This window comes from Streptomyces sp. NPDC058246 (genome assembly GCF_042881985.1).
Lineage (GTDB): Bacteria > Actinomycetota > Actinomycetes > Streptomycetales > Streptomycetaceae > Streptomyces.
Genome location: NZ_JBHVWZ010000003.1, coordinates 40,549 through 66,218, shown reverse-complemented (window position 1 = coordinate 66,218; position 25,670 = coordinate 40,549). Strand labels below are relative to the sequence as shown.

The following is a 25,670-nucleotide window of genomic DNA, read 5'->3' as shown; positions in this document are numbered from 1 at the left end:
GAAGGCGTCCGCACTGCACTTGGTACTGACCCGCAGACCGGCGTTCCCACCGAAGGGAGGGCAGTCTCATGACCACACAGCCTGTGGACAGCACCGACCTGTGGGCCGGACTGCCCACCCTCGACGAGCCGCCCGCACCCGTGTGGGAGGACCCCGTTCCCCTCGCCGGACCCCGCAAGCTCGACCCCTTCCCCACCGCCTCCCTTCCGGGGTGGCTGCGGGAGTTCGTGGCCGCGGTCGCCGAGGAGACACAGACCCCCGTCGACCTCGCCGGATGCATCGCCCTGTCCGTGCTCGCCACCGCGGCCGGCGGCAGGGCAGTGGTGCAGGTGCGCGGGCACTGGCGCGAGCCCACCAACCTCTACGTCGTCGTCTCGCTGCCCCCCGCCAACCGGAAGTCCGCCGTGTTTGGCCTGCTCACCGACCCGCTGTACGAGGCCGAACAGCAACTGCGCACGCTGACCCAACCGGCCATCGTGGAAGCCGAGATGACCGCCCGGCTTGCCAAGGAGGCTGCCGACAAGGCCACCGCCAAGGCGGCATCCGCGAGCGCGGACGAGCGGGATGAACTGGTCTCCACGGCGATCGCCTTGGCGCAGACCGCGGACAGCGTCAGCGTGCCTGCCAAACCTCAGTTGCTCGCCGACGACACCACCGCCGAAACCGTCACCTCACGGATGGCGGAGCAGGGCGGCCGGATCGCCGTCATGTCCGCTGAGGGCGACATCTTCGACATCATCGCCGGACGCTACAGCGGCAAGCCCAACATGGGCGTCTTCCTCAAAGGCCACGCCGGAGACCGCCTCAAGGTCGACCGGCAGACCCGCGAGGAATACATCGAACACCCCGCCCTCACCATGGGGTTGTGCGTGCAGCCGCAGGTCTTGGACGACATCGGACGTCAAGACGGGTTCAAGGGCCGCGGCCTGCTCGGCAGGTTCCTCTACTCGGTCCCTGAGTCGCTGGTCGGCCGCCGCAAAATCGAGCCGAACCCCATTCCCGACCAGGTGATGGAGACCTACCGGCGCCACGTCCTGGACCTGACGCTGTTCCTCGCCGAGTGGACCGACCCCGCCCTCATCCAGCTCACCCCCGAAGCGGTCGCCACCCTCACCGCCTTTCAGGCGCGGGTGGAACCGATGCTGGAAGCCCGCGGCGGCATCATGGGCCAGATCGGCGACTGGGGCGGAAAGCTGGTCGGCGCCACCGCCCGCATGGCCGCCCTGCTCCACCTCGCCGAACACCTCACCAAAGGGCACACCGTGCCCGTGGCGGAAGCGACCATGCGCGACGCGATCGCGCTGGCCGAGTACTTCATCAGCCACAGCCTCGCCGCGTTCGACTCCATGGGCGCCGACCGCATCGCCGAGCGGGCCCGCACCGTGCTGGAAGCTCTGCGCACCCACGGGTGGCGAGAGGTCAGCAAGCGCGACCTGATGGTCAAGCTCTCCCGCTCCGAGTTCCGCACCGCCAACGACTTGGACCCGGTGTTGGCCCTGTTGGAAGACCACGGTTACGTGCGCGCCCAAGCCGTCCATCGCACCGGAGGACGCGGCCGGCCGCCCTCCCCCCGCTACCTGGTCCACCCCCGCCTGACCGACCAGACCGCCTGACCCCCGCCACAGAAACCACAGAATCACAGAAATACCCCCGACAAGCCCCTGACCAGCACAGACGGCCCTGTCAGAGGCCCGTGGTGCGCTGCCACAGAAACGAACCGAGAAGCCACAGAAATAGCCCGGGCACCGGCCGCACCGGTCCGGCCGCCTATTTCTGTGGAGCTTTCCGCGATTTCTGTGGCAGCCCGCACCATGCGGCATCGCCGCAGGTCAGACCCGCAATCCAGGGTTTCTGTGTATTCCGTGGTTTCTGTGGCGGCTCTCGGCTGGTCCCACCACCTTCCCTTGCCCTCTCGCCCAAGGAGGAGTCGTGGCCAAGCCCCGCGACGAGATGCTCACCATCCCCGAAGTGATCGAAGAGATAGGCGTACCGCGAGCAACGTTCTACCGCTGGCGGCAGTACAAGAAGGGCCCGAAGTCCATCAAGCTCCCGAACGGCGCGGTGCGAATCCGGCGGTCCGAACTGAGTCGGTGGCTCCAGACGCTGGAGGAGAGCGCGTGACGAAGGACACCGACAGTGGGGCCGAGCAGAACAACCGCTCGGCTACGGACGGGTTTTCGCTCGATGTCCGCCTGTGGAAGGTGTCCAAGGCGCAGAGCAAGACCCGTCCCTACCAACTCCGTTGGAAAGTCGGAGGAAAGGTCTGTAGCGCCACCTTCGCCACGATGGCTCTCGCAGATAGCCGTAGATCTGATCTGTGGCAGGCAATGCGCCGTGGCGAGGCGTTCCGCATCACGGACGGTCTGCCTGAATCCGAGGTACGGGCCAAGGCCAGTGCGGAGCAAGCCCGTGAGGAACTGCCCTGGTTCGCGTTCTGTCGCGAGTACATGGCTATGCGCTGGCCGACCGCCGCGGCCAAGACCCGCGAGGGCATCGCCGACGGGCTCGCCGCGGTGACGCTGGCGCTGGTGGAGCAGGAACAGAAAATGCCGTCACCGGAAGAGCTGCGTCTCGCCTTCCGGTGGTCGGTCATTCCCAAGAACGCCGAACTTGACCGGCCGGAGGAACTTGAAGACGCCTACGGGTGGATATCCAAGAAATCGCTTCTCGTCTCCTCGCTGGAAGACCCGAAGATTCTTCGCGATGTTCAGTATCGGATCTCCTTCAAACTGGACGGCACCCCAGCGGCGGGGGAAACCTCCCGTCGCCGTCGGCGCGCGCTCAACACTGCAGTTGAATACGCCATCGAGCGCAAGCTTCTGACGGAGAACCCGCTCACCGCTATCAAGAAGGTGAAGAGTTCTTCATCAGACCGCGTGGACCCTCGCGTTCTTGTGAATAAGACGCAGGCTGGTCAACTCCTCGCCTCGGTCTCGTACGTTGGGACATGGGACCGCAAGAAAGGTCGGCGCCTGGTGGGCTTCTATGCGGTCATGTACTTCGCGGGGCTCCGCCCGAGTGAGGCTGTGGGCCTCAGGAAGGCTGATTGCTTCCTCCCGGAGAAGGGGTGGGGTGTTCTGACGCTTCACGACACACACCCCGTGTCGGGCAAGCAGTGGACAGACAGCGGAGAGCGTCACGACAAGCGCGGCCTGAAGTCGAGGGAGGCCAAGGAAGACCGACCGGTCCCGATCCCCCCGCCGCTCGTGGCCATGCTCCGCGCCCACCTGAAGGAGTTCGGCACGGCCAAGGACGGGCGGCTCTTCACGAACGAGCGGGGCGGTCTTGTGGGCAGCAGTACCTATTGGCGCGTGTGGCGGGACGCTCGGGAGTACGCGCTCCCGCCGGACCTTCAGGCGTCCATCCTCGGGGGGCGGCCGTACGACCTGCGACACACCTGCATCACGACGTGGCTGAACGCCGGCGTGCCCGTGGCCGAGGTTGCTCGCAGGGTTGGGAACTCGCCCGAGGTGATCCACCGAGTCTACGAGGGGTGCATCTACGGCCAGGAAGAACTTATGAACTCGAAGATTGAGAGAGAGCTTGACTGGCCCGACTGAGGGCACTGGGCTTCATTGGTGCATGCAAACGCTCCCTCGCTGGGAGCGCCCCTGCCGGGGCCTGCCAGCGACGGAGCAGGGTTTTGTTTGGTTCGGTGATCGGCTCGGCCAATAGGGTGGTCAACTCTCGAATGTGATCATGGTCGGCGGATCACTTCCCCAGGTTCCGTAGCGAGATTCATTTGAGGCAATGCGGGTGCTCCTGCAGCTTTCTGACGGATGCTTGGCAACTCTTGAAAGTGGGGCCCAGCGGGATCGTGTGATCCATGCCCTACCCTCCGGTGGCTCGTGTGTGCATACTGCGACACACTGAAGGCCCTGACCGCGAGGAGGGGCCATGCAGACGTGCAGTCGAACGGCCACGATCCTGGACGCCAAGATGCTGGCGGGAAAAATTGAATCCGAGCTAGTTCCTGACGACAAGCTTAGAGAAATCCCGGATGTCGTCGAGGAGTTCGGCCAGAGGTGCCTGTTGCGATATATACGCGACGATCAGAAGGGTACGTTTGGTAGCGGCACCAAGCGGAAGCAGTTTGTCACTTTGACCCCTTACACGCCGGAAGAGGCATCCCGGTGGTTGGCGCTGAAGTGGCCTTGGCTGGAGAGGCGGCATGTGCTGATTCTCGACCCGAAAAAGATCAGTAGGCCGATATTGGGGCCAAGGTCCATAGCGGGCGGCTTTGGGATTGAGTACGTGCTTCCGCTTGGATTTCCGTTCGACGCCATCGCAAACCCGGGCTACGACTTGGAGATATCGTGACCGAGGACCTGCTCCCCGAAGATCGTGAGATGGCGGAGACAATTCAGACCGTAGGCAACGCCCTTCCGGTTGATCTGCTGAAGAAGCATGACTATGGCCTCACGAGTGCAGCGGCCGAGAATCACGGTTCCACCCAATGGACTTGGCATCGCGTCGGTAAGGATGGTGAGCCTCACCGTCATGTCTCGCTCGCAGTGCTGCTAAAGGATGATGGCTCAATTGACCTGGCCGAATTTTGGGCGGGCGCCTACCAGGGCAGGCGGTTCACCCGCAGGTGTATTTCCTCGCGCAAGCTAGACATCTACCACGTTGATGCTGAGCTTGAACGATGCATGGAACGCACCATCGCCGCGGCGAACCAGCTTGGGGTCGATGATCTGGAATACAGCCGCTCATACGACGTCATCGATGACCCAGACCGAGATCCGCGCGGCGGCTAGGCGGGTCCGCACCAGTCACAAGGAGGGCTCGACTCTTCTTGTCATGCGTGATCGACCGATTCGAGTGCCCTCCGGCGTGCGACGTCCGGTAGCGCTGCGTAGGCGTGGACTCTAGCGCAGGTCTATCGCGATCAGCGCGATACAACGACAAAGAGCGGGACCCAATGAGACTGGGTCCCGCTCTTTCATGTCGGCATCCGCCCTGGTCAGCGCATGATCTGTGCTGGTTATCGGCGAGTGCCCCCGGCAGGATTCGAACCTGCGCACACGGCTCCGGAGGCCGTTGCTCTATCCCCTGAGCTACGGGGGCGTGTCGGCCGCGGTGTGTGCGGCGACGGGTAGAACCCTACCAGCTCTTTCGGGGGTGATTGCCACGGGTTTTGGCAGGGGAGGGGAGGGGTTTCGAGGGGCGGGGTGGTGGGGGTTTTTCGGGGAGCGGGCCGTGGCGTGGCAGGGGGGAAGAGGGGGCCCGGGCGGTCCCTGGGCGTCACCCCCGCGCAGGGTGGAAGTCGGGAAAACCCGGACGCGGTGGCCGGTCCGGACCTACTCTCGAGTTGTGCCAGGCGCGTCCGGTCGGGTGCTTGTTGTGGACGACAACAAGGTCATCCGGCAGCTGATCAGGGTCAACCTCGAACTGGAGGGTCTCGAGGTCGTGACCGCGGCCGACGGTGCCGAATGCCTGGACATCGTGCATCAGGTGCGGCCCGATGTGGTCACTCTCGATGTGGTGATGCCCCGGCTCGACGGGCTGCGGACCGCCGCTCGCCTCCGTGCCGATCCGCGTACCCGCAATCTTCCGCTCGCCATCGTGAGCGCGTGCACGCAGTACGAGGTCGAGAGCGGGCTCGACGTGGGTGTCGACGCCTTTCTTGCCAAACCCTTCGAGCCAGCGGAACTTGTGCGGCTCGTGCGGCAGTTGATGGAGCGGCGGGGCCGCGGGAGCGCTGGGGAGGGTGGCGACGGCGGCTCGCCGTCGCTCGAGGATGCTGCCTTCGGGACCGAGGGTGGCTTCGGGACCGAGGGTGGCTTCGGGACCGAGGGTGGCTTCGGCCCCACCGCCGGGGCCGCGGCCGGGGCCGAAGAAGCTGAGCGCGCCGGGCGCGCCGGTCACTGAAGCGAGGGGTACAGCAGTCGGCCGGTACTGCCGATTCTGGCGGTCACTGAGGCGACGGGTACGGCAATCGGCCGGCACTGACGGTCACTGAAGCGACGACCGCGGCCGTCGGTGAGCAGGACCAGCCCGGTCCCCCCACCCCCGTCCCACATCCCGGACCCCGCCCCAAACCGACTCGCCTGCCCACCCCCCTCCTCCCCTAGGCTTGTCCCGTGACCCCCGTCGAGCTCTCCCGTACCGTGCTGAGCGCGGTGCGTCGTGCTGTCGACGGGGGAGAGCTGAGTGTGGCCGTGCCCGCACGGGCCGTGGTTACGTTGCCGGGGCCGGGTGGGTGTGGGGACTACGCCACGAACATCGCGCTCCAGCTCGCGCGACCGGCCGGGCTGCCCCCGAGGGAGGTCGCCGAGATCCTGCGGCCGCACCTCAGCGGCGCCGTCGGTGTCGCCGACGTCGCGATCACCGGGCCCGGGTTCCTGAACATCCGCCTCGGAGGCGGGGCGTCCGCCGCCCTCGTACGAGACGTCCTCACGCGAGGTCCGCGGTACGGGCACAGTGACACCCTCGCCGGGCAGGTCGTCGAGCTGCGGGTGCCGTACGACGCCCGTGCCGAGGTCATCGCGGATGCGCTCGTACGGATCGTCGCCACCCAGGGCGGCCGCGCCGAGGTGCGGCACGCCGAGCCGGTGAACCTGCGGCCCGTACCGGCGCCGGAGGATCCCGCCCCGCTCGGCCCCGACGCCGCCCGCTGGGCCCTGCTGCACCCAGCCCCCCATGACCGGCCCCGGATCACCGCCGACCACCTCGTCCAGCGCGAGAGCAACCCTCTCTTCCGCGTCCGGTACGCCCACGCCCGCACCCGTGCCCTCAGCCGCAACGCCGCCGCACTCGGGCAGGACAGCGACCCCAGTGACGTGCGCGGTCCGAGTGACTTGCGTGGCCCCAGTGACTTGCACGGTCCCAGTACCGTGCGCCGTCCGAGTGACAGGCTCGGTCCCAGTACCGTGCGCCGTCCGAGTGACACGCTCAGTCCCAGTGCCGCGCGCCGTCCCAGTGACGTACGCGACCCCAGCGACATGCGCGACCCCAGCAACCTGCACGGTCCCAGCGACGGACACCCCGAGGGCGACCTCCTCGCCGCCCTCGCTGAGTACCCCCACGTCCTGCGCCTCGCCGCCACCCACCGCGCCCCCGACCGGCTCGCCCGGCACCTCGTCGGTACCGCCGACGCACTGCTCGGCTTCCAGCACACCGTGCTGCCGCGCGGCGACGAGAAACCCTCGGCCGCCCACCGCGCCCGGCTCGCGCTCGCCGAAGCCGCCGGGACGGTGCTGGCCGGCGGCCTGTCCCTGCTCGGCATCAGCGCACCCGACTATCTCTGACACAGCAGAAAGCCCACACAGACATGAGCCGTTCCGCACACCCCGCCGGGCCCCGTCACGCCGATGTCCTCCCGGAGGGCCACTACAGCGCCCCGCCCGCCGACCTCAACGCCCTCGACCCGAAGGTCTGGGCGCACACCGTCACCCGTGACGAACACGGCGTCGTCAGCGTGGGCGGGATGGAAGTGACGCGGCTTGCCGAGGAGTTCGGTACTCCCGCCTACTTCATCGACGAGGCCGACTTCCGCGAGCGCGCCCGTGCCTGGCGCACCGCCTTCGGGCACGACGCCGATGTCTTCTACGCAGGAAAGGCGTTCCTGTCGCGGGCCGTCGTGCGCTGGCTGCACGAAGAGGGCCTCAACCTCGATGTGTGCTCCGGTGGTGAGCTCGCCACCGCCCTCTCCGCCGGCATGCCCGCCGACCGCATCGCCTTCCACGGCAACAACAAGTCCGAGACCGAGATTCGTACGGCCATCGAGGCCGGCGTCGGGCGCATCGTCCTCGACTCCTTCCAGGAGATCGTGCGCGTCGCCCACATCGCCCAGTCCTTCGGCAAGCGGCAGCGCGTGCAGATCCGCGTCACCGTCGGCGTCGAGGCTCACACGCACGAGTTCATCGCCACCGCTCATGAGGACCAGAAGTTCGGAATCGCGCTGGCCGACGGGCAGGCGGCGGAGGCGGTGCGCCGTGCGCTCGCCCTCGACGGGCTCGAGCTCGTGGGGATCCACTCGCACATCGGATCGCAGATCTTCGACATGGCCGGATTCGAGGTCGCCGCACGGCGGGTGGTGGCCCTGCTCGCCGCCGTGCGCGACGAGCACGGGGTCGAGCTGCCCGAGATCGACCTCGGCGGCGGCCTCGGCATCGCGTACACGAGTGACGACGATCCGCGCGAGCCGCACGAGATCGCCAAGGCGCTGAGCGAGATCGTCACGCGGGAGTGCGAGGCCGCCAAGCTGCGGACGCCTCGGATTTCCGTCGAGCCCGGGCGCGCCATCGTCGGACCGACCGCCTTCACGCTCTACGAGGTGGGGACCATCAAGCCGCTCGACGGGCTGCGGACGTACGTCTCCGTCGACGGGGGCATGTCCGACAACATCCGTACCGCGCTGTACGACGCCGAGTACAGCGTCGCTCTCGTGTCGCGGAGCAGCGACGCCGAGCCCATGCTCGTCCGGGTGGTCGGCAAGCACTGCGAGAGCGGCGACATCGTCGTGAAGGACGCCTTCCTCCCCTCCGACCTGGCCCCCGGCGACCTCATCGCCGTCCCCGCCACCGGCGCGTACTGCCGGTCCATGGCCAGCAACTACAACCACGCCCTCCGCCCGCCGGTCGTCGCCGTCAACGGCGGCGAGGCCCGGGTGATCGTCCGCCGTGAGACCGAGGAGGACCTGCTCCGCCTGGACGTCGGGTAACCCGAGAGGCCAAGAAGGCCAAGCCAAGAAGGCCAAGAAGGCTCTAAGCGCCTCAGCGCCTTAGGCCAGGACGGCCCTCAGCGCCTCAGCGCCTTAAGCGCCTCAAAGAAAGGGGTGGAAGATCTCCTGTCTTCCACCCCGGCGAAAATGAAATAAACGTCTCACGATCCGGACAAAGGATAGAAACTCCCGTCCGGTGAGTGAGACTGGTGCAACCGAAGACGGTATGAGGAAACGAGGTCGGATGATGCGTACGCGTCCGCTGAAGGTGGCGCTGCTGGGCTGTGGGGTTGTCGGCTCAGAGGTGGCGCGCATCATGACGACGCACGCCGACGACCTCGCCGCGCGCATCGGAGCCCCGGTGGAGCTGGCGGGGGTCGCGGTCCGGCGGCCCTCCAAGGTGCGCGAAGGCATCGACCCCGCCCTCGTCACGACCGACGCCACCGCGCTCGTCAAACGCGGGGACCTCGATGTCGTCGTCGAGGTCATCGGCGGCATCGAACCCGCCCGTACGCTCATCACCACCGCCTTCGAGCACGGCGCCTCCGTCGTCTCCGCCAACAAGGCACTCCTCGCCCAGGACGGCGCCGCTCTGCACGCGGCAGCGGAAGAGAACAACAGGGACCTCTATTACGAGGCCGCCGTCGCCGGTGCCATCCCGTTGATCCGGCCGCTGCGCGAGTCGCTCGCCGGCGACAAGATCAACCGCGTGATGGGCATCGTCAACGGAACGACGAACTTCATCCTCGACAAGATGGACTCCACGGGGGCCGGCTACCAGGAGGCCCTCGACGAGGCCACCGCCCTGGGCTACGCCGAGGCCGACCCGACCGCCGACGTCGAGGGCTTCGACGCCGCCGCCAAGGCCGCGATCCTCGCCGGAATCTCCTTCCACACGCGCGTGCGCCTCGACGACGTCTATCGCGAGGGCATGACCGAGGTCACCTCCGCCGACTTCGCCTCGGCGAAGGAGATGGGCTGCACCATCAAGCTGCTCGCCATCTGCGAGCGGGCCGCCGACGGGGGGTCCGTGACGGCGCGCGTGCATCCCGCCATGATTCCGCTGAGCCACCCCCTCGCCTCCGTGCGCGGCGCGTACAACGCCGTGTTCGTGGAGTCGGATGCCGCCGGGCAGCTCATGTTCTACGGGCCGGGCGCCGGTGGTGCGCCCACCGCCTCCGCCGTCCTCGGAGACCTGGTCGCCGTCTGCCGCAACAAGCTCAGCGGTGCGACCGGGCCGGGCGACTCCGCGTACACCCAGCTGCCCGTCTCGTCCATGGGCGAGGTCGTCACGCGCTACCACATCAGCCTCGACGTGGCCGACAAACCGGGCGTTCTCGCCCAGGTGGCCACGGTCTTCGCCGAGCACGGCGTGTCCATCGATACGGTTCGCCAGCAGGGCAAGGACGGCGAGGCCTCCCTCGTCGTCGTCACCCACCGAGCGTCCGACGCGTCCCTGAACGGGACCGTCGAGGCGCTGCGCAGCCTCGACACCGTGCGGGGTGTCGCCAGCATCATGCGGGTTGAAGGAGAGTAACCAGCAATGACCCACCAGTGGCGCGGAATCATCGAGGAGTACCGGGACCGGCTTCCGGTGTCCGACAGCACGGAGGTCGTGACGCTCCGCGAGGGCGGTACGCCGCTCGTGCCCGCGCAGGTGCTCTCCGAGCGCACGGGCTGCGAGGTCCACCTCAAGGTGGAGGGCGCCAACCCGACCGGGTCCTTCAAGGACCGCGGCATGACCATGGCCATCACCCGGGCCAAGGAGGAGGGCGCGAAGGCCGTCATCTGCGCCTCCACCGGCAACACGTCGGCCTCCGCCGCCGCGTACGCCGTACGGGCCGGGATGGTCTCCGCCGTCCTCGTCCCGCAGGGCAAGATCGCGCTCGGCAAGATGGGCCAGGCCCTGATCCACGGCGCGAAGATCCTCCAGGTCGACGGCAACTTCGACGACTGTCTGACTTTGGCGCGCGCGCTCTCCGACAACTACCCGGTGGCGCTGGTCAATTCGGTCAACCCGGTGCGGATCGAGGGGCAGAAGACCGCCGCGTTCGAGATCGTCGACATGCTCGGCGACGCGCCCGACATCCATGTCCTGCCGGTCGGCAACGCGGGCAACATCACGGCGTACTGGAAGGGCTACACCGAGTACGCCGCCGACGGCATCGCCGGACGTACCCCCCGCATGTGGGGTTTCCAGGCGTCCGGCAGCGCCCCCATCGTGCGCGGCGAGATCGTCAAGGACCCCTCGACGATCGCCACCGCGATCCGGATCGGCAACCCGGCTTCGTGGAAGTTCGCACTGGCCGCGCGGGACGAATCGGGCGGCTTCATCGACGAGGTGACGGACCGTGAAATCCTGCGCGCCTACCGGCTGTTGGCCGCGCAGGAGGGCGTCTTCGTCGAGCCCGCGTCCGCCGCGTCCGTCGCCGGTCTGCTGAAGGCCGCCGAGCAGGGCAAGGTCGACCCGGGCCAGACGATCGTCTGCACGGTCACCGGCAACGGCCTCAAGGACCCGGACTGGGCCGTCGCGGGCGCCCCGCAGCCGGTCACGGTCCCGGTGGACGCGGCGACGGCGGCGGAGCGACTGGGGCTGGCGTAACGCCGACTTTCGGAGCGGCCCAGCGCCGGACCTCGGACCGGCGCAACGCCGACTTTCGGAGCGGCCCAGCGCCGGACCCCGGACCGGCGTAACGCCGACCTTCGGAGCGGCACAGCGCCGGACCACCACGCGCGGCTCCGGCCGTCTCACGCGCGACCGATCCGGCGGCCGGACCCTGCGGCCGACTTTGGCGGAAAGCCGCCTGGCGTAAAGCCGCCAGAGACGGCCGGATGTGGCCGGACCTGGCTGGAGCACGCCCGGACCAGGCCCCAGGCGGGTGAGAATCGGTCGGAACCGACGGCGTGAACCGCCAGAAGTCGACGGAAAACCGTTCAACGCCTCGGGCCACCCCTACGGCAACCTGCCAGGGGGTGCACGGGGGGCTTACGACACGCATCGTGCGCCTCCTGTGCGCCCTATGTCGCCACAGAACCTTCCTTCGATAGGCTGTACCGAACCCGCCCGCCGCATATGCCGCGGTGCCGCGCCGTCATTGCGGCCTCCGGGTCTTCCGTACACATCGCAACTCCTCGCAACTCCTCGCAACTCCACGCAAGTCGTCGCAGTCTTGGTCTTCGCAGTTCATCTCAAGTCATATCAATTCGTCCCAGCTCATCTCAGCTCATCGAACCTCGTACATCACGCAGCTCAAGGAGAGTCATCGAGCGATGGCCGGTCCAGCGTTCCGCGCCGCCGCCGTCAGGGTGCGCGTCCCCGCCACCAGTGCCAACCTCGGCCCGGGCTTCGACGCCCTGGGCCTGTCACTGGGGCTGTACGACGACGTGGTCGTCCGGGTGGCCGACTCCGGGCTGCACATCGACATCGCGGGTGAGGGCAGCGAGACGCTGCCGCGTGACGAGAGTCATCTCCTCGTACGTTCCCTGCGCACCGCCTTCGACCTGCTGGGCGGACAGCCGCGCGGCCTCGAGATCGTCTGCGCCAACCGCATCCCGCACGGGCGGGGACTCGGCTCCTCCTCGGCCGCCATCTGCGCCGGCATCGTCGCCGCGCGGGCCGTGACCATAGGCGGGGAGAGCAAGCTCGACGACACCGCGCTCCTGGAGCTCGCCACCGAGATCGAGGGACACCCCGACAATGTCGCGGCCTGTCTGCTCGGTGGTTTCACGCTGTCCTGGATGGAGGCCGGCGCCGCGCGGGCGATCAGGATGGAGCCCGCCGATTCCATCGTTCCGGTGGTTTTCGTACCGGGAAAGCCGGTGCTCACCGAGACCGCGCGTGGTCTGCTGCCGCGCACCGTGCCGCATGTCGACGCCGCGGCCAACGCGGGCCGCGCCGCACTGCTCGTCGAGGCCCTGACCCGGCGCCCCGAGCTGCTGCTGCCCGCCACCGAGGACCGGCTGCACCAGGAGTACCGCGCCCCGGCCATGCCCGAGAGCGCGGCCCTCGTGGAGCGCCTGCGGGCTGACGGCATCCCCGCGGTGATCTCCGGCGCGGGCCCCACAGTCCTCGCTCTGGCGGACCGGGCATCGGCCGACAAGGTCGCCGATCTCGCAGGTCAGGGCTGGGCCGCCAACCGGCTGGAGCTCGACGCCCAGGGGACGAGCGTGCTTCCGCTCGCACCCCTCGGGGTCAATTGACGGCGCACGGTTGCCGGATTTGGAGAGGGGGAATGTTTGTTGGATCCGGTAGTGTTAACCTCAAGTCTGCACCCGACCCCACCATGGCGAGGTGCTTCGTGTCCCCGTCCGGGACAACCATTCTTCCGGGAGCCTCCCAAACTGCTTTGTGCGTTGCATTGGGTGCTATGCGCTGAGCAGTGCTGAGCACGCTCCGGAACCGGCGTGACCGTGCCGATGACACCGCAATTCAGTGCCACGGCTCCGGAATCGTCATCACCAGATATGTCTTCCGCCTCTTTGGCGGACCACCGCCCCGGCACGGTCCATACAGCAAGGACCAAAGCCGGACAGCACAACCGGTCGCCGAGCCAGACAGGCCGACGTCCGCTCCAGGGAAGGACCCTTCGTGAGCGACACCACCGATCTGATGGGCGCACGTGTCGAGGAGACCGCTGCCGCGCCCGCCACGGACGCCTCCGCGCCTGCCACCGGTGCCGGCTCCCGGCGGCGCCGCGGTACCGGCCTCGAGGGCATGGTGCTGGCCGAGCTGCAGCAGGTCGCATCCGGCCTCGGCATCAGGGGCACCGCGCGCATGCGCAAGAGCCAGCTGATCGAGGTCATCAAGGAGGCGCAGGCGGGCGGGGGGAGCCCGGCGAAGACCGCCGAGGCCGCCACCGAGACCAAGCCGAAGCGCCGGGCCACCTCGAAGGCTCGTACGGGCGACGACGCCGCCGCTCCGGCCGAGAAGAAGGCCGAGAAGGCCGCCGAGAAGGCCGTGGCCCAGCAGCAGATCGAGATTCCGGGCCAGCCCGCCAGCGATGACGCCCCCGCCGAGCGCCGCCGTCGTCGCGCCACCGCCGACGCCGGCAGCCCGGAGACGGTCGTCGCCGAGGCGAAGAGCGAGCCGAAGGCCGAGACGCCGGTCCAGACGCAGGGCGAGCCCAAGGGCGACGCCGAGGGCGCCGACGGCCGTCAGGGCCGTCGTGACCGCCGGGACCGCGACCGTGACCGCGGTGGCCGTGACCGCGACCGTCGTGGCAACAAGGGCGACGAGCAGCAGGGCGGCCAGGGTGGCGGCCAGCAGCGTCAGGACCGCCAGGAACGCCAGGACCGTCAGCAGCAGCAGGGCGGCGGCCGTCAGGACCGCCAGGACCGCCAGCCGCGCGACAACGGGCCGCAGGACGACGACGACTTCGAGGGCGGCCGTCGCGGCCGTCGCGGGCGCTACCGGGACCGCCGTGGCCGTCGTGGCCGCGACGAGTTCGCCGCGGGTGAGCCGCAGCTCGCCGACGACGACGTCCTGATCCCGGTCGCGGGCATCCTGGACATCCTCGACAACTACGCCTTCATCCGTACGTCGGGCTACCTGCCGGGTCCCAACGACGTGTACGTCTCGCTCGCCCAGGTCCGCAAGAACGGCCTGCGCAAGGGTGACCACGTCACGGGCGCGGTCCGCCAGCCCAAGGAAGGCGAGCGCCGCGAGAAGTTCAACGCGCTGGTCCGCCTGGACTCCGTCAACGGCATGGCGCCCGAACACGGCCGCGGCCGCCCGGAGTTCAACAAGCTGACGCCCCTGTACCCGCAGGACCGCCTCCGTCTGGAGACGGACCCGGGTGTGCTGACGACGCGCATCATCGACCTCGTCGCGCCGATCGGCAAGGGCCAGCGTGGTCTGATCGTGGCCCCGCCGAAGACCGGCAAGACCATGATCATGCAGGCGATCGCCAACGCGATCACGCACAACAACCCCGAGTGCCACCTGATGGTCGTCCTGGTCGACGAGCGTCCGGAAGAGGTCACCGACATGCAGCGGTCGGTCAAGGGCGAGGTCATCTCCTCGACCTTCGACCGCCCGGCCGAGGACCACACCACGGTCGCCGAGCTCGCCATCGAGCGTGCCAAGCGTCTGGTGGAGCTGGGCCACGACGTCGTCGTGCTGCTCGACTCGATCACGCGCCTGGGCCGTGCGTACAACCTCGCCGCCCCGGCCTCCGGCCGCATCCTGTCCGGTGGTGTCGACTCGACGGCCCTCTACCCGCCGAAGCGCTTCTTCGGTGCCGCGCGCAACATCGAGGACGGCGGCTCGCTGACCATCCTCGCGACCGCGCTCGTCGACACCGGGTCCCGCATGGACGAGGTGATCTTCGAGGAGTTCAAGGGCACCGGCAACGCGGAGCTCAAGCTCGACCGGAAGCTCGCCGACAAGCGCATCTTCCCGGCGGTGGACGTCGACGCGTCCGGTACGCGTAAGGAAGAGATCCTGCTCGGCAGCGACGAGCTCGCCATCACCTGGAAGCTGCGCCGCGTGCTGCACGCGCTCGACCAGCAGCAGGCGATCGAGCTGCTGCTCGACAAGATGAAGCAGACGAAGTCGAACGCCGAGTTCCTGCTCCAGATCCAGAAGACGACGCCGTCGCCGGGCAACGGCAACGACTGACGTCAGCAGGGCATGCAGCGCCGAGGGCCGCCCCCGTCACGCAAGTGACGGGGGCGGCCCTCTGTGCGGTATGGGACAGGTGTACGATCGCGCCCTCGAACTTCTGCCCGCACCCGCTCCGCCCGCACCTGGGGGCGCGACGCTGTGCGCGCGGATCTGAACTCATGACTCTGAGGGGGGACTTGAGTGGGTACACCCATGTCCGGGGGCGGTCGTCACAGACGCCGTATACGGATCGCCGTCCCGATCGCGGCCGCCGGTCTGGCTGCCGCCGTCGCCGGGGCACTGCTGATGTCGTCCGCGAACGCCGCGACCACCACCGCGCTGCCGGCGCCGACCGTCAAGCCCGCCATCTCCGCGCCCACCCAGGCCCAGCTGGAGAAGCGGGTCGCGGGCGCGCTCGCCGGTGACGACACCGCGGGGCAGACCACCAAGAAGTCGTCCCTGAGCGCGAGCACGAACACCGGCACCGTCGACCCGAAGATCATCGGCGGCAGCGAGACGACCATCACGTCAGCGCCGTGGATGGCCCAGCTCTGGTACTACGACGACAAGGGCACCACCGACACGAGCGACGACCTCGGCTTCTTCTGCGGCGGCTCGGTCGTCTCGCCGACGAAGATCCTCACCGCCGCGCACTGCGTCAAGGGCTACGACTGGTACCACTACGGCGCCGTCCTGACCGGCACCTCCCAGCTTCCGACCAGCGACAGCTCCGGCAACACGGACCTGCACGGCGGCACCGTCTCGCTGCCGCTGCGGCAGTGGAACCACCCGTCGTACAACTCGACGACGATCGACAACGACATCGCCGTCATCACGCTGGACAGCCCCGCCAAGGCCACGCCGATCCGTATGACGACGTCCGGCGACACCGCCTCGTACGCGGCGGGCACCAGCGCCAAGCTCTACGGCTGGGGCCGCACCAGCTCCACCACGCAGGACATCTCCCAGACGCTGAAGACGGCCACGCTGCCCATCAACTCGGACAGCACCTGCACCGGCGCCTACGGCAGTGAGTTCGTCAAGGGCCACATGGTCTGCGCGGGCAAGCCGGCGACCGGCAGCGACACCGGCACCACCACGGCGTGCAACGGCGACTCCGGCGGCCCGCTGGTCGTCGGCGGCCGCATCGTGGGTGTCGTCTCCTGGGGTGTGCAGGACTGCGTCGCGAAGGGCGCCTACAGCGTCTTCACGAAGGTCAGCACGTACGTCGGTGCCGCCTACGCGCGCGTGGACGACGCCAACCTCAGCTACACCGACTCCAAGGCCGACCTGTGGGTGCGCAACGCCTCCACCAAGACCGGCTACGAGAAGGACTCCAAGGGCACCTCGTTCGGTGCCCGCGCGTCCTGGGACGACTGGAGCGGCGTCAACGTCGTCCTGCAGACCGACCTCGACCGGGACGGCATCGAGGACCTGGTCTACCGCGTGAGCTCCACAGGCGACGTGTACTGGGCGCACTACGTGCGGTCCACCCAGAAGTGGTCCACCAAGCAGATCGCCGACAACTGGAAGACCCGCACCCGCATCGTCACCCCGGGTGACGTCACCGGCGACTACATCCCCGACGTCCTCTCGGTCGACTCCGGCGGCGTCCTGTGGATCTACCCGGGCAAGGGCGACGGCACCTTCTCGGCGCGTGTGAAGGTCGGCTCCGGCTGGAACCAGTACAACTCGCTGCGCGGCCACGGCGACTTCACCGGCGACGGCAAGGCCGACCTGATCGCCCGCAGCACGACCGGCTCGTACGTCTACCTGTACAAGGGCACCGGCAAGTCCGGCACCGGGGCGTTCTCCAGCCGCGTCAAGGTGCGCACCTGGGGCGGTTACAACGCCTTCGACGCCACCGGCGACGTGACCGGCGACGGCAAGGCCGACTTCCTGGCCCGTACGCCCGGCGGCACGCTCTACCTGTACCCGGGCACCGGAAAGTCGACCAGCGAGATCTTCGCCACACCGATCAAGGTCGGTACCGATTTCAAGCAGTACGACATTTTCGGCTGAAATCGCAGGTGAGCGAGGTTTCCCCGGACTCGCCGATGACGCAGCGTGCCCGCCGCTCCACGCGGTGGGCACGCTGCGTTGTGCAACCCTTTCCCGAGTTTCCCCGTCTGACCGGGCGGAGTGACCATGAGCGGTACGCGTCGTCACGACCGGACGGGCTTGGCCCTGAAAGCAGGGGGTAACCGACCGCAGAGGGACTGAGGAGCACATGTCTGCCGAGAGCACGCCGGAACCCGGCATACCGGGGGAGACCGGGACCAGCGCCGCGCGCCGCCGCGCGAAGGGCCGCCGCCGCAAGACGCGCAGCACGCGCAGCAAGGCACTCCTCATCACGGCCTGGACCGCCGCGGGCATCGTGGTGCTGGGCGGCACCGGCGCCGGATATCTGTACTTCAAGCTCAACGGCAACATCAAGAGCGTCGACATCAACCAGGCGCTCGGCACCGACCGGCCGACGAAGGTCGACAACGGCTCCGAGAACATCCTGGTGCTGGGCTCCGACACCCGCGCCGGCGGCAACAAGAAGCTGGGCGGCGGCACCGACGACGGCAGCGCCCGCTCCGACACGGCGATGATCGTGCACGTGTACCAGGGCCACAAGAAGGCCAGCGTGGTCTCCGTACCCCGCGACACCCTCGTCCAGCGGCCCTCCTGCACCGACGCCAAGGGCGTCACGCACGACGCGGCCTCCGAGGTGATGTTCAACTCCGCGTACTCCACCGGTGGCGCCGCCTGCGCGGTGAAGACCGTCGAGTCCCTGACCGGTGTCCGCATGGACCACTACATCGAGGTCGACTTCAGCGGCTTCCAGAAGCTCATCGACGACCTCGGCGGGGTCACGGTCACCACCACCAAGAGCATCAAGGACCCCGACAGCCACCTGAACCTGACGGCCGGCACTCACACGCTGAACGGCGAACAGTCGCTCGGCCTGGTCCGCACCCGGCACGGCGTCGGCGACGGCTCCGACCTCGGCCGCATCCAGCTCCAGCAGGCCTTCATCAAGGCCCTGGTCAACCAGGTCAAGCACATCGGCGTCCTGTCCGACCCGACGAAGCTGTACGGCCTCGCCAACACCGCGACCAAGACCGTGACCACCGACTCCGACCTCGGCTCGGTCACCTCGCTCGCGTCCTTCGCCAACGGCCTCAAGGGCATCAGCTCGTCGAACATGACCATGGTGACGATGCCGGTGCAGTACGACGCCGCGAACGCCAACCGCGTCCTCGTCGACAAGGCCAAGTCCGAGCTGGTCTGGAAGGCCCTGAAGAACGACCAGCCGATCCCGAAGGCGGCCACCAAGGGCACGGCCACGGGCACCGCGAAGGGCGTCGTCAGCTCCGGCTGAGCCGCGCGAGAACGCCCGGGGAATAGATCACGGCGCACCCCGGTTTTGGGGGATGCGCCCAGTCCTGGCAGACTGGTACGTCGGCTCCGGTTCACGCTCCCGCAATCCGCGGCGGCGACCCGGCGCCCTCCCGAAACTAGGAGACACCTTGAAGCGCGACATCCACCCCGAGTACGTCGAGACGCAGGTCAGCTGCACCTGTGGCGCGTCGTTCACCACCCGTAGCACGATCAACAGCGGCGCCATCCGCGCCGAGGTCTGCTCCGAGTGCCACCCGTTCTACACGGGCAAGCAGAAGATCCTCGACACCGGTGGCCGTGTGGCCCGCTTCGAGGCCCGCTTCGGCAAGGCTGCCGCTGCCAAGAAGTAGCGAGCCCACAGCGCCGGTCTCCGGCGTCCCCAGCTCGGGGGCGCTGGGACCGGCGCTTTGCGGTGCAGCCCCCTCCCCCAGGCTCTCGACTTGGATCGAGCAGGGGGGACCCCCATGCCGTACCTACGTCCCGAGCCCATGATGGAGCTGGGGACAGCCCATTGGAGCCGGAGATGTTCGAGGCGGTCGAGGAACTCATCGGCGAGCACGCCGATCTGGAGAAGAAGCTCGCTGACCCGTCGGTCCACGCCGACCAGGCCAACGCGCGCAAGCTCAACAAGCGCTACGCCGAGCTGACCCCGATCGTCGCGACGTACCGCTCCTGGAAGCAGACCGGGGACGACATCGAGACGGCGAAGGAGTTCGCCGCCGCCGACCCCGACTTCGCCGCCGAGGTCAAGGACCTGGAGAAGCAGCGCGAGGAGCTCACCGAGAAGCTCCGCCTGCTGCTGGTCCCGCGCGACCCCAGCGACGACAAGGACGTGATCCTCGAGATCAAGGCGGGCGCGGGCGGCGACGAGTCGGCCCTGTTCGCCGGCGACCTGCTGCGCATGTACCTGCGCTACGCCGAGCGCGTCGGCTGGAAGACCGAGATCATCGACTCCACCGAGTCCGAGCTCGGCGGCTACAAGGACGTCCAGGTCGCCGTGAAGACCAAGGGCGGCCAGGGTGCCACCGAGCCCGGCCAGGGTGTCTGGGCGCGCATGAAGTACGAGGGCGGCGTGCACCGCGTCCAGCGCGTTCCCTCGACCGAGTCGCAGGGCCGCATCCACACCTCCGCGGCCGGCGTCCTCGTGACCCCCGAGGCCGAGGAGGTCGACGTCGAGATCCACGCGAACGATCTGCGCATCGACGTCTACCGCTCCTCCGGGCCCGGCGGCCAGTCCGTCAACACCACCGACTCCGCGGTGCGCATCACGCACATTCCCACCGGAGTCGTCGCTTCCTGCCAGAACGAGAAGAGCCAGCTGCAGAACAAGGAGCAGGCGATGCGTATCCTGCGCTCCAGGCTCCTCGCGGCGGCGCAGGAGGAAGCGGAGCGGGAAGCCGCCGACGCCCGTCGCAGCCAGGTCCGTACCGTCGACCGCTCCGAGAAGATCCGTACGTACAACTTCCCGGAGAATCGCATCTCGGACCACCGCGTCGGCTTCAAGGCGTACAACTTGGACCAGGTGCTGGACGGCGACCTGGACGCGGTGATCCAGGCGTGCGTCGACGCGGACTCGGCCGCCAAGCTCGCCGCTGCCTAAGCCTCGTACAAGACAACAGCTCAGCCCCGGAGGACCAGCGTGAACCTGCTGCTCGCGGAAGTGGCCCAGGCCACCCAGCGGCTGGCCGACGCCGGCGTGCCCTCGCCGCGCAACGACGCGGAGGAGCTCGCCGCCTTCGTGCACGGCGTGAAGCGGGGCGAGCTGCACACCGTCAAGGACGTGGACTTCGACGCCCGTTACTGGGAGGTGACCGCGCGCCGCGAGGCCCGCGAGCCGCTCCAGCACATCACCGGCCGCGCCTACTTCCGCTACCTCGAACTCCAGGTGGGCCCAGGGGTGTTCGTGCCGCGCCCGGAGACCGAGTCCGTCGTCGGCTGGGCCATAGACGCCGTCCGCGCGATGGACGTCGTCGAGCCGCTGATCGTCGACCTGTGCACCGGCTCGGGCGCCATCGCGCTCGCCCTCGCGCAGGAGGTCCCGCGCTCCCGCGTACACGCCGTGGAGCTGTCCGAGGACGCCCTCCAGTGGACGCGCAAGAACGTCGAGGGGTCCAGGGTCGACCTGCGCCAGGGAGACGCCCTGGAGGCCTTCCCGGACCTCGACGGCCAGGTGGACCTGGTGATCTCCAACCCGCCGTACATCCCGCTCACGGAATGGGAGTACGTGGCACCGGAGGCCCGGGACTACGATCCCGAACTCGCCCTGTTTTCGGGCGAGGACGGACTCGACCTCATCCGCGGCATCGAGCGCACCGCGCACCGGCTGCTGCGCCCCGGCGGCGTCGTGGTCATCGAGCACGCCGACACCCAGGGCGGGCAGGTGCCGTGGATCTTCACCGAGGAGCGGGGCTGGGCCGACGCCGCAGACCACCCGGACCTCAACAACCGGCCGCGGTTCGCGACCGCCCGCAAGGCGATGCCATGAGTACGCGCATCGCGTTCCCCAGCCAGCAGTACGTGTACGAGGAGGCCCGCTAAATGGCACGGCGATACGACACCAACGACGCGACCGACCGCATCACCGGTCTGCGTGAAGCCGCGTCCGCCGTCCGCCGTGGCGAGCTGGTGGTCCTCCCGACCGACACCGTGTACGGCCTCGGCGCCGACGCGTTCTCCTCGGAGGCCGTCGCCGACCTCCTGGAAGCCAAGGGCCGGGGCCGCAACATGCCCACCCCCGTCCTCATCGGCTCCCCGAACACCCTGCACGGCCTCGTCACGGACTTCTCCGAGATGGCCTGGGAGCTGGTCGACGCCTTCTGGCCGGGCGCGCTCACCCTCGTCGCCAAGCACCAGCCGTCCCTCCAGTGGGACCTGGGGGACACCCGTGGCACCGTCGCCGTGCGCATGCCGCTGCACCCGGTCGCCATCGAACTGCTCACCGAGGTCGGCCCGATGGCCGTGTCCTCCGCGAACCTCACGGGACACCCGGCTCCCGAGGACTGTGACGCCGCGCAGCAGATGCTCGGCGACTCCATCTCCGTCTACCTCGACGGCGGCCCGACCCCGGGCAACGTGCCGTCCTCGATCGTCGACGTCACCGGCAAGGTGCCCGTGCTGCTGCGCGCGGGAGCGCTGTCGGCGGAGGAGCTGCGGAAGGTCGTACCCGACCTCGAGGTGGCGAATTGACAGCCCCTGACGCGGGGCGTGGCATAGGCACGGGGATCACGGGGGCCAACGGGTCGCCCAGGGGGTCCTTCCGCATCCTCCACGTCAGCACCGGCAACGTGTGCCGCTCGCCGATCACCGAGCGGCTGACCCGGCATGCCCTGGCGGACCGGCTCGGGGACCCCCTGTGGGGCGGTCTGATCGTGGAGAGCGCGGGCACCTGGGGGCACGAGGGCGCGCCCATGGAGGCCAATGCCGCGACGGTCCTCACCGACTTCGGGGCGGATCCCTCCGGCTTCGTGGGCCGTGAGCTGCTCGACGACCACGTCATCCGCGCGGACCTGGTCCTGACGGCGACCCGGGACCACCGCGCCCAGGTCATCTCCATGGGGCACTCGGCGGGGCTGCGCACGTTCACTCTGAAGGAGTTCACGCGGCTCGTACGGGCGATAGACCCGGCTACGCTGCCGCCGCTGGACGACGGGGTCGTCGAGCGGGCCCGCGCCCTCGTACGGGCCGCTGCGGCGTTGCGGGGGTGGCTGCTGGCGCCCACCGCGGAGGCGGACGAGGTGTTCGATCCTTACGGGGCGCCGCTGCCGTTCTTCCGGTCCATCGGGGACGAGATCAACGAGGCGTTGGATCCCGTGGTGACCGCGCTGACGGGTGTCCCTGCGCGTACGTAGCCGGCGGCCGTCCGTGCGCAGGGCGCCCGGCGCTGGTGGCTGTGCCCTCTGCCCGCCCTCCCTCACGCTCCGCCGCGGTGGCTCGGCCCCCCGGGAGGCGCCAATACCGGGCGTCCCTTTGGCCTCGGGCCTACATTGGACGTAGCGCACCCCCGTTCAGGCCCGGAGCTCACCATGTCGGTCACGCATGCTCAGGAAGCCGTACGGCCCGCCTCACTCGGGCCCGATTTCGACGTGCTCGGGCGTCAGGACCCGGAGCTCGCCGAGATCCTCCTCGGAGAGCTGGACCGGCAGTCGACGACGCTGCAGTTGATCGCCGCCGAGAACTTCACCTCGCCGGCCGTGCTGGCCGCGCTGGGGTCGCCGCTGGCGAACAAGTACGCCGAGGGGTACCCGGGCGCCCGGCATCACGGCGGATGCGAGATCGTCGACGTCGCCGAGCGGCTCGCCGTGGACCGGGCGAAGGCCCTGTTCGGCGCCGAGCACGCCAACGTGCAGTCGCACTCCGGGTCTTCGGCCGTCCTCGCCGCGTACGCCGCCCTGCTGCGGCCAGGTGACACCGTGCTGGCGATGGGCCTGCCCTTCGGCGGTCACCTCACGCACGGGTCGCCCGCGAACTTCTCCGGGCGCTGGTTCGACTTCGTCGGCTACGGCGTGGACGCGGAATCCGGACTCATCGACTACGAGCAGGTGCACGCCCTGGCTCGTACGCACCGGCCGAAAGCCATCGTCTGCGGCTCCATCTCCTACCCCCGGCACATCGACTACGCGGCCTTCCGGGAGATCGCCGACAGGGTGGGCGCCTACCTCATCGCGGACGCCGCCCACCCCATCGGGCTCGTCGCCGGGGGAGCGGCGCCCAATCCGGTGCCGTACGCCGATGTCGTCTGCGCGACGACGCACAAGGTGCTGCGCGGGCCGCGCGGCGGCATGATCCTGTGCGGCGGCGAGCTGGCCGAGCGGGTCGACCGGGCCGTCTTCCCCTTCACCCAGGGCGGCGCTCAGATGCACACCATCGCCGCCAAGGCCGTCGCCTTCGGCGAGGCGGCAACACCGGCCTTCACGGCGTACGCCCACCAGGTGGTCGCCAACGCCCGGGTGCTGGCCGCGGGCCTGGGCGCCGAGGGACTGCACATCACCACGGGCGGTACCGACACCCACCTGCTGACCGCCGACCCGGCTCCGCTCGGTGTCGACGGGCGCACCGCGCGCGGTCGGCTCGCCGCGGCCGGAATGGTGCTCGACACCTGTGCGCTGCCGCACGGGGACGCCCGCGGCCTGCGGCTCGGTACGGCGGCGCTGACCACGCAGGGGATGGGCGAGGCGGAGATGGCGCGGATCGCCGTCCTGTTCGCGGGGGTGCTGCGAGAGGACATCGACGGCAAGACCGCGCGTGAAGAAGTGCGGGAGCTGACCGGCAGATTTCCGCCGTATCCGGGCTGACGAGGGGTATGCGTACGCGGGTGCACAGCCACTCGTGCAACCATCGTCGCTACCCGGAAGTCCCCAACCATATGCGCGCATCGCTAGGGTGTGGGGCTGAGATGGCCAGCGAGACCTGTGGGGAAGCCCGTGCGTGAATACCTGCTGACGCTCTGCATCACGGCCGCGGTGACGTATCTGCTGACAGGGCCGGTACGCAAGTTCGCGATCGTGGCCGGAGCCATGCCGGAAATCCGTGCGCGCGACGTGCACCGGGAACCCACTCCGCGGCTCGGCGGCATCGCGATGTTCTTCGGGCTGTGCGCGGGCCTGCTGGTCGCCGACCACCTGAAGAACCTCAACGCGGTCTTCTCGAACTCGAACGAGCCGCGCGCTCTGCTCTCCGGAGCGGCGCTGATCTGGCTCATCGGCGTCCTGGACGACAAGTTCGAGATCGACGCGCTGATCAAGCTGGGCGGCCAGATGATCGCCGCGGGCGTGATGGTCATGCAGGGTCTGACGATCCTGTGGCTGCCCATTCCGGGTGTCGGCCTGGTCGCGCTCACCCAGTGGCAGGGCACCCTGCTCACGGTGGCGCTGGTCGTCATCACCATCAACGCCGTGAACTTCGTCGACGGCCTCGACGGTCTCGCCGCCGGCATGGTGTGCATCGCGTCCGCCGCGTCGTTCCTGTACGCGTACCGCATCTGGTACAGCTACGGCATCGAGGCCGCCGCCCCGGCCACCCTCTTCGCGGCGATCCTGATGGGCATGTGCCTGGGCTTCCTGCCGCACAACATGCATCCCGCGCGGATCTTCATGGGCGACTCCGGCTCGATGCTCATCGGCCTGGTGCTCGCCGCCGGTGCGATCTCCATCACCGGGCAGGTCGACCCCGACGCCATGAACCTGTTCTCCGGTTCTGAGCGCAACACCGTGCACCAGATGGTGCCCGTCTACATCCCGCTGCTGCTCCCGCTGACGATCATCGCGGTGCCGACCGCCGACCTGGTGCTCGCCATCGTGCGGCGCACCTGGCGCGGACAGTCCCCCTTCGCCGCCGACCGCGGACACCTGCACCACCGTCTGCTGGAGGTCGGCCACTCGCACAGCCGCGCCGTACTGATCATGTACTTCTGGTGTGCACTGATCGCCTTCGGCGCCCTCGCGTTCTCGGTCAACGCGGCGTCCATGTGGATCGTGCTCGGCATCGCGGCGCTCAGCGCGGTCGGTCTGGTCCTGCTCCTGCTGCCGCGCTTCACGCCGCGGGCCCCGCGCTGGGCCGAGCACCTCGTGCCGCCGCGCTACCGCCGCCGTCGGGCCGCCGTTCACGCCGGCCCGACCGAGCCGGCCGTCACGCACGGCACGGCGACGGCCGAGGAGCCGGAGGAGGCCCGCGAGCACCGCGCCCCGGTGGTGGCCGGAGTCTCAGGAGTCAACGGAGCGACGGCACTTGGCGCTCGTTCGCGTTTCCTGGATCGGCGCAAAGCCGGGTCGTCGCGCTGACGCAAGGTAAGAATCTGACTAACGCGTTGCCAAGTCGTGGGAGTGCAAAGCGCCCTAATACCAGACAACTTGGCATACCGGGCGCACAGACGCGCAGCGTCACTCTCATGTGTGACAGCAAGCACACCTTCTAGGTAAAGACCGCATCAAATAGTTTGTGATACGGTTCACGAGAACCCGGGATAGAGCCGAAGGACCCTAGTGCGATGGTCCCTTGGCGTGAGGTCCACTC

General features: G+C 68.8%; 21 protein-coding genes and 1 tRNA gene. 21 read left to right on the top strand and 1 reads right to left on the bottom strand.

Translation table 11 applies throughout. From position 1 onward, the window contains the following. Positions 1-68 precede the first annotated feature (68 nt). The 5 genes from ACFVXA_RS05265 to ACFVXA_RS05245 all read left to right on the top strand — a co-directional run bounded on the left by ACFVXA_RS05265 (position 69) and on the right by ACFVXA_RS05245 (position 4,760). Entirely contained in the window at positions 69-1,613 is a 1,545-nt protein-coding gene (locus ACFVXA_RS05265) for a YfjI family protein (RefSeq protein ID WP_383746448.1), read from the top strand. 316 nt (positions 1,614-1,929) lie between these two features. Then, the gene (locus ACFVXA_RS05260; RefSeq protein WP_101400676.1) at positions 1,930-2,121 is read left to right on the top strand and encodes an AlpA family transcriptional regulator; all 192 of its coding nucleotides are present in this window, start codon (positions 1,930-1,932) and stop codon (positions 2,119-2,121) included. Then, on the top strand, positions 2,118-3,560 hold the full coding sequence (locus tag ACFVXA_RS05255) for a tyrosine-type recombinase/integrase (protein ID WP_383746446.1): 1,443 nt from the start codon (positions 2,118-2,120) through the stop codon (positions 3,558-3,560). Before ACFVXA_RS05260 ends, ACFVXA_RS05255 begins: the two co-directional genes overlap by 4 nt. Before the next feature lie 337 nt (positions 3,561-3,897). Further along, on the top strand, positions 3,898-4,320 hold the full coding sequence (locus tag ACFVXA_RS05250) for a hypothetical protein (RefSeq protein WP_383746444.1): 423 nt from the start codon (positions 3,898-3,900) through the stop codon (positions 4,318-4,320). Continuing rightward, the gene (locus tag ACFVXA_RS05245; RefSeq protein ID WP_383746442.1) at positions 4,317-4,760 is read left to right on the top strand and encodes a hypothetical protein; all 444 of its coding nucleotides are present in this window, start codon (positions 4,317-4,319) and stop codon (positions 4,758-4,760) included. Before ACFVXA_RS05250 ends, ACFVXA_RS05245 begins: the two co-directional genes overlap by 4 nt. A gap of 238 nt (positions 4,761-4,998) precedes the next feature. Here the strand turns inward: ACFVXA_RS05245 and ACFVXA_RS05240 are convergent. After that, positions 4,999-5,070, bottom strand: a tRNA-Arg gene (locus ACFVXA_RS05240). 192 nt (positions 5,071-5,262) lie between these two features. Between ACFVXA_RS05240 and ACFVXA_RS05235 the strand changes: the two genes are divergently transcribed. From ACFVXA_RS05235 to ACFVXA_RS05160, 16 genes are all read left to right on the top strand, one after another. After that, positions 5,263-5,874, top strand: coding sequence for a response regulator (locus ACFVXA_RS05235; RefSeq protein ID WP_390023875.1), 612 nt, complete (start codon positions 5,263-5,265; stop codon positions 5,872-5,874). Between the two features lie 212 nt (positions 5,875-6,086). Next, complete coding sequence (gene nrtL / locus ACFVXA_RS05230) at positions 6,087-7,253, top strand: ArgS-related anticodon-binding protein NrtL (protein WP_390023873.1); 1,167 nt, start codon at positions 6,087-6,089, stop codon at positions 7,251-7,253. Between the two features lie 23 nt (positions 7,254-7,276). Next, positions 7,277-8,668 (top strand): diaminopimelate decarboxylase, encoded by a 1,392-nt coding sequence (lysA, locus tag ACFVXA_RS05225; protein WP_390023871.1) that lies wholly within the window; start codon positions 7,277-7,279, stop codon positions 8,666-8,668. Positions 8,669-8,915: 247 nt separating this feature from the next. Continuing rightward, positions 8,916-10,205 (top strand): homoserine dehydrogenase, encoded by a 1,290-nt coding sequence (locus tag ACFVXA_RS05220; RefSeq protein ID WP_362024431.1) that lies wholly within the window; start codon positions 8,916-8,918, stop codon positions 10,203-10,205. Between the two features lie 6 nt (positions 10,206-10,211). After that, complete coding sequence (gene thrC, locus ACFVXA_RS05215) at positions 10,212-11,270, top strand: threonine synthase (protein WP_389933561.1); 1,059 nt, start codon at positions 10,212-10,214, stop codon at positions 11,268-11,270. A 668-nt stretch (positions 11,271-11,938) separates the two neighbouring features. Further along, on the top strand, positions 11,939-12,868 hold the full coding sequence (gene thrB, locus ACFVXA_RS05210; RefSeq protein WP_384399771.1) for a homoserine kinase: 930 nt from the start codon (positions 11,939-11,941) through the stop codon (positions 12,866-12,868). Between the two features lie 388 nt (positions 12,869-13,256). Then, the gene (gene rho, locus ACFVXA_RS05205; protein WP_362024224.1) at positions 13,257-15,287 is read left to right on the top strand and encodes a transcription termination factor Rho; all 2,031 of its coding nucleotides are present in this window, start codon (positions 13,257-13,259) and stop codon (positions 15,285-15,287) included. A 198-nt stretch (positions 15,288-15,485) separates the two neighbouring features. Further along, positions 15,486-17,294: a trypsin-like serine protease gene (locus ACFVXA_RS05200; protein WP_362024429.1), complete on the top strand. Its 1,809-nt coding sequence runs from the start codon at positions 15,486-15,488 to the stop codon at positions 17,292-17,294. A gap of 208 nt (positions 17,295-17,502) precedes the next feature. Next, on the top strand, positions 17,503-18,642 hold the full coding sequence (locus ACFVXA_RS05195; protein WP_362024221.1) for an LCP family protein: 1,140 nt from the start codon (positions 17,503-17,505) through the stop codon (positions 18,640-18,642). Between the two features lie 148 nt (positions 18,643-18,790). After that, positions 18,791-19,012, top strand: a complete 222-nt coding sequence (rpmE, locus tag ACFVXA_RS05190; RefSeq protein ID WP_362024218.1) for a 50S ribosomal protein L31 — start codon at positions 18,791-18,793, stop codon at positions 19,010-19,012. Positions 19,013-19,185: 173 nt separating this feature from the next. Then, the gene (prfA, locus tag ACFVXA_RS05185; RefSeq protein WP_362024215.1) at positions 19,186-20,262 is read left to right on the top strand and encodes a peptide chain release factor 1; all 1,077 of its coding nucleotides are present in this window, start codon (positions 19,186-19,188) and stop codon (positions 20,260-20,262) included. A 39-nt stretch (positions 20,263-20,301) separates the two neighbouring features. Beyond that, positions 20,302-21,147: a peptide chain release factor N(5)-glutamine methyltransferase gene (gene prmC, locus ACFVXA_RS05180; RefSeq protein ID WP_362024212.1), complete on the top strand. Its 846-nt coding sequence runs from the start codon at positions 20,302-20,304 to the stop codon at positions 21,145-21,147. Positions 21,148-21,200: 53 nt separating this feature from the next. Next, positions 21,201-21,848 (top strand): L-threonylcarbamoyladenylate synthase, encoded by a 648-nt coding sequence (locus ACFVXA_RS05175; protein WP_362024209.1) that lies wholly within the window; start codon positions 21,201-21,203, stop codon positions 21,846-21,848. Next, a complete protein-coding gene (locus ACFVXA_RS05170) occupies positions 21,845-22,510 on the top strand; it encodes a protein-tyrosine-phosphatase (protein WP_362024206.1) in 666 nt (221 codons plus the stop codon). Before ACFVXA_RS05175 ends, ACFVXA_RS05170 begins: the two co-directional genes overlap by 4 nt. A gap of 174 nt (positions 22,511-22,684) precedes the next feature. Further along, positions 22,685-23,953: a serine hydroxymethyltransferase gene (gene glyA / locus ACFVXA_RS05165; RefSeq protein WP_362024203.1), complete on the top strand. Its 1,269-nt coding sequence runs from the start codon at positions 22,685-22,687 to the stop codon at positions 23,951-23,953. A 129-nt stretch (positions 23,954-24,082) separates the two neighbouring features. Then, the gene (locus ACFVXA_RS05160) at positions 24,083-25,438 is read left to right on the top strand and encodes an MraY family glycosyltransferase (protein ID WP_383747014.1); all 1,356 of its coding nucleotides are present in this window, start codon (positions 24,083-24,085) and stop codon (positions 25,436-25,438) included. Positions 25,439-25,670: the final 232 nt, after the last annotated feature.

Excerpts from the sequence above, each read along its gene's own strand:
- ACFVXA_RS05265 (WP_383746448.1), top strand. The coding sequence starts at position 69 with ATGACCACACAGCCTGTGGACAGCACCGACCTGTGGGCCGGACTGCCC.
- ACFVXA_RS05250 (WP_383746444.1), top strand. The coding sequence starts at position 3,898 with ATGCAGACGTGCAGTCGAACGGCCACGATCCTGGACGCCAAGATGCTG.
- lysA (WP_390023871.1), top strand. The coding sequence starts at position 7,277 with ATGAGCCGTTCCGCACACCCCGCCGGGCCCCGTCACGCCGATGTCCTC.
- ACFVXA_RS05220 (WP_362024431.1), top strand. The coding sequence starts at position 8,916 with ATGCGTACGCGTCCGCTGAAGGTGGCGCTGCTGGGCTGTGGGGTTGTC.
- thrC (WP_389933561.1), top strand. The coding sequence starts at position 10,212 with ATGACCCACCAGTGGCGCGGAATCATCGAGGAGTACCGGGACCGGCTT.
- thrB (WP_384399771.1), top strand. The coding sequence starts at position 11,939 with ATGGCCGGTCCAGCGTTCCGCGCCGCCGCCGTCAGGGTGCGCGTCCCC.
- ACFVXA_RS05200 (WP_362024429.1), top strand. The coding sequence starts at position 15,486 with ATGTCCGGGGGCGGTCGTCACAGACGCCGTATACGGATCGCCGTCCCG.
- ACFVXA_RS05195 (WP_362024221.1), top strand. The coding sequence starts at position 17,503 with ATGTCTGCCGAGAGCACGCCGGAACCCGGCATACCGGGGGAGACCGGG.
- prfA (WP_362024215.1), top strand. The coding sequence starts at position 19,186 with ATGTTCGAGGCGGTCGAGGAACTCATCGGCGAGCACGCCGATCTGGAG.
- ACFVXA_RS05175 (WP_362024209.1), top strand. The coding sequence starts at position 21,201 with ATGGCACGGCGATACGACACCAACGACGCGACCGACCGCATCACCGGT.
- glyA (WP_362024203.1), top strand. The coding sequence starts at position 22,685 with ATGTCGGTCACGCATGCTCAGGAAGCCGTACGGCCCGCCTCACTCGGG.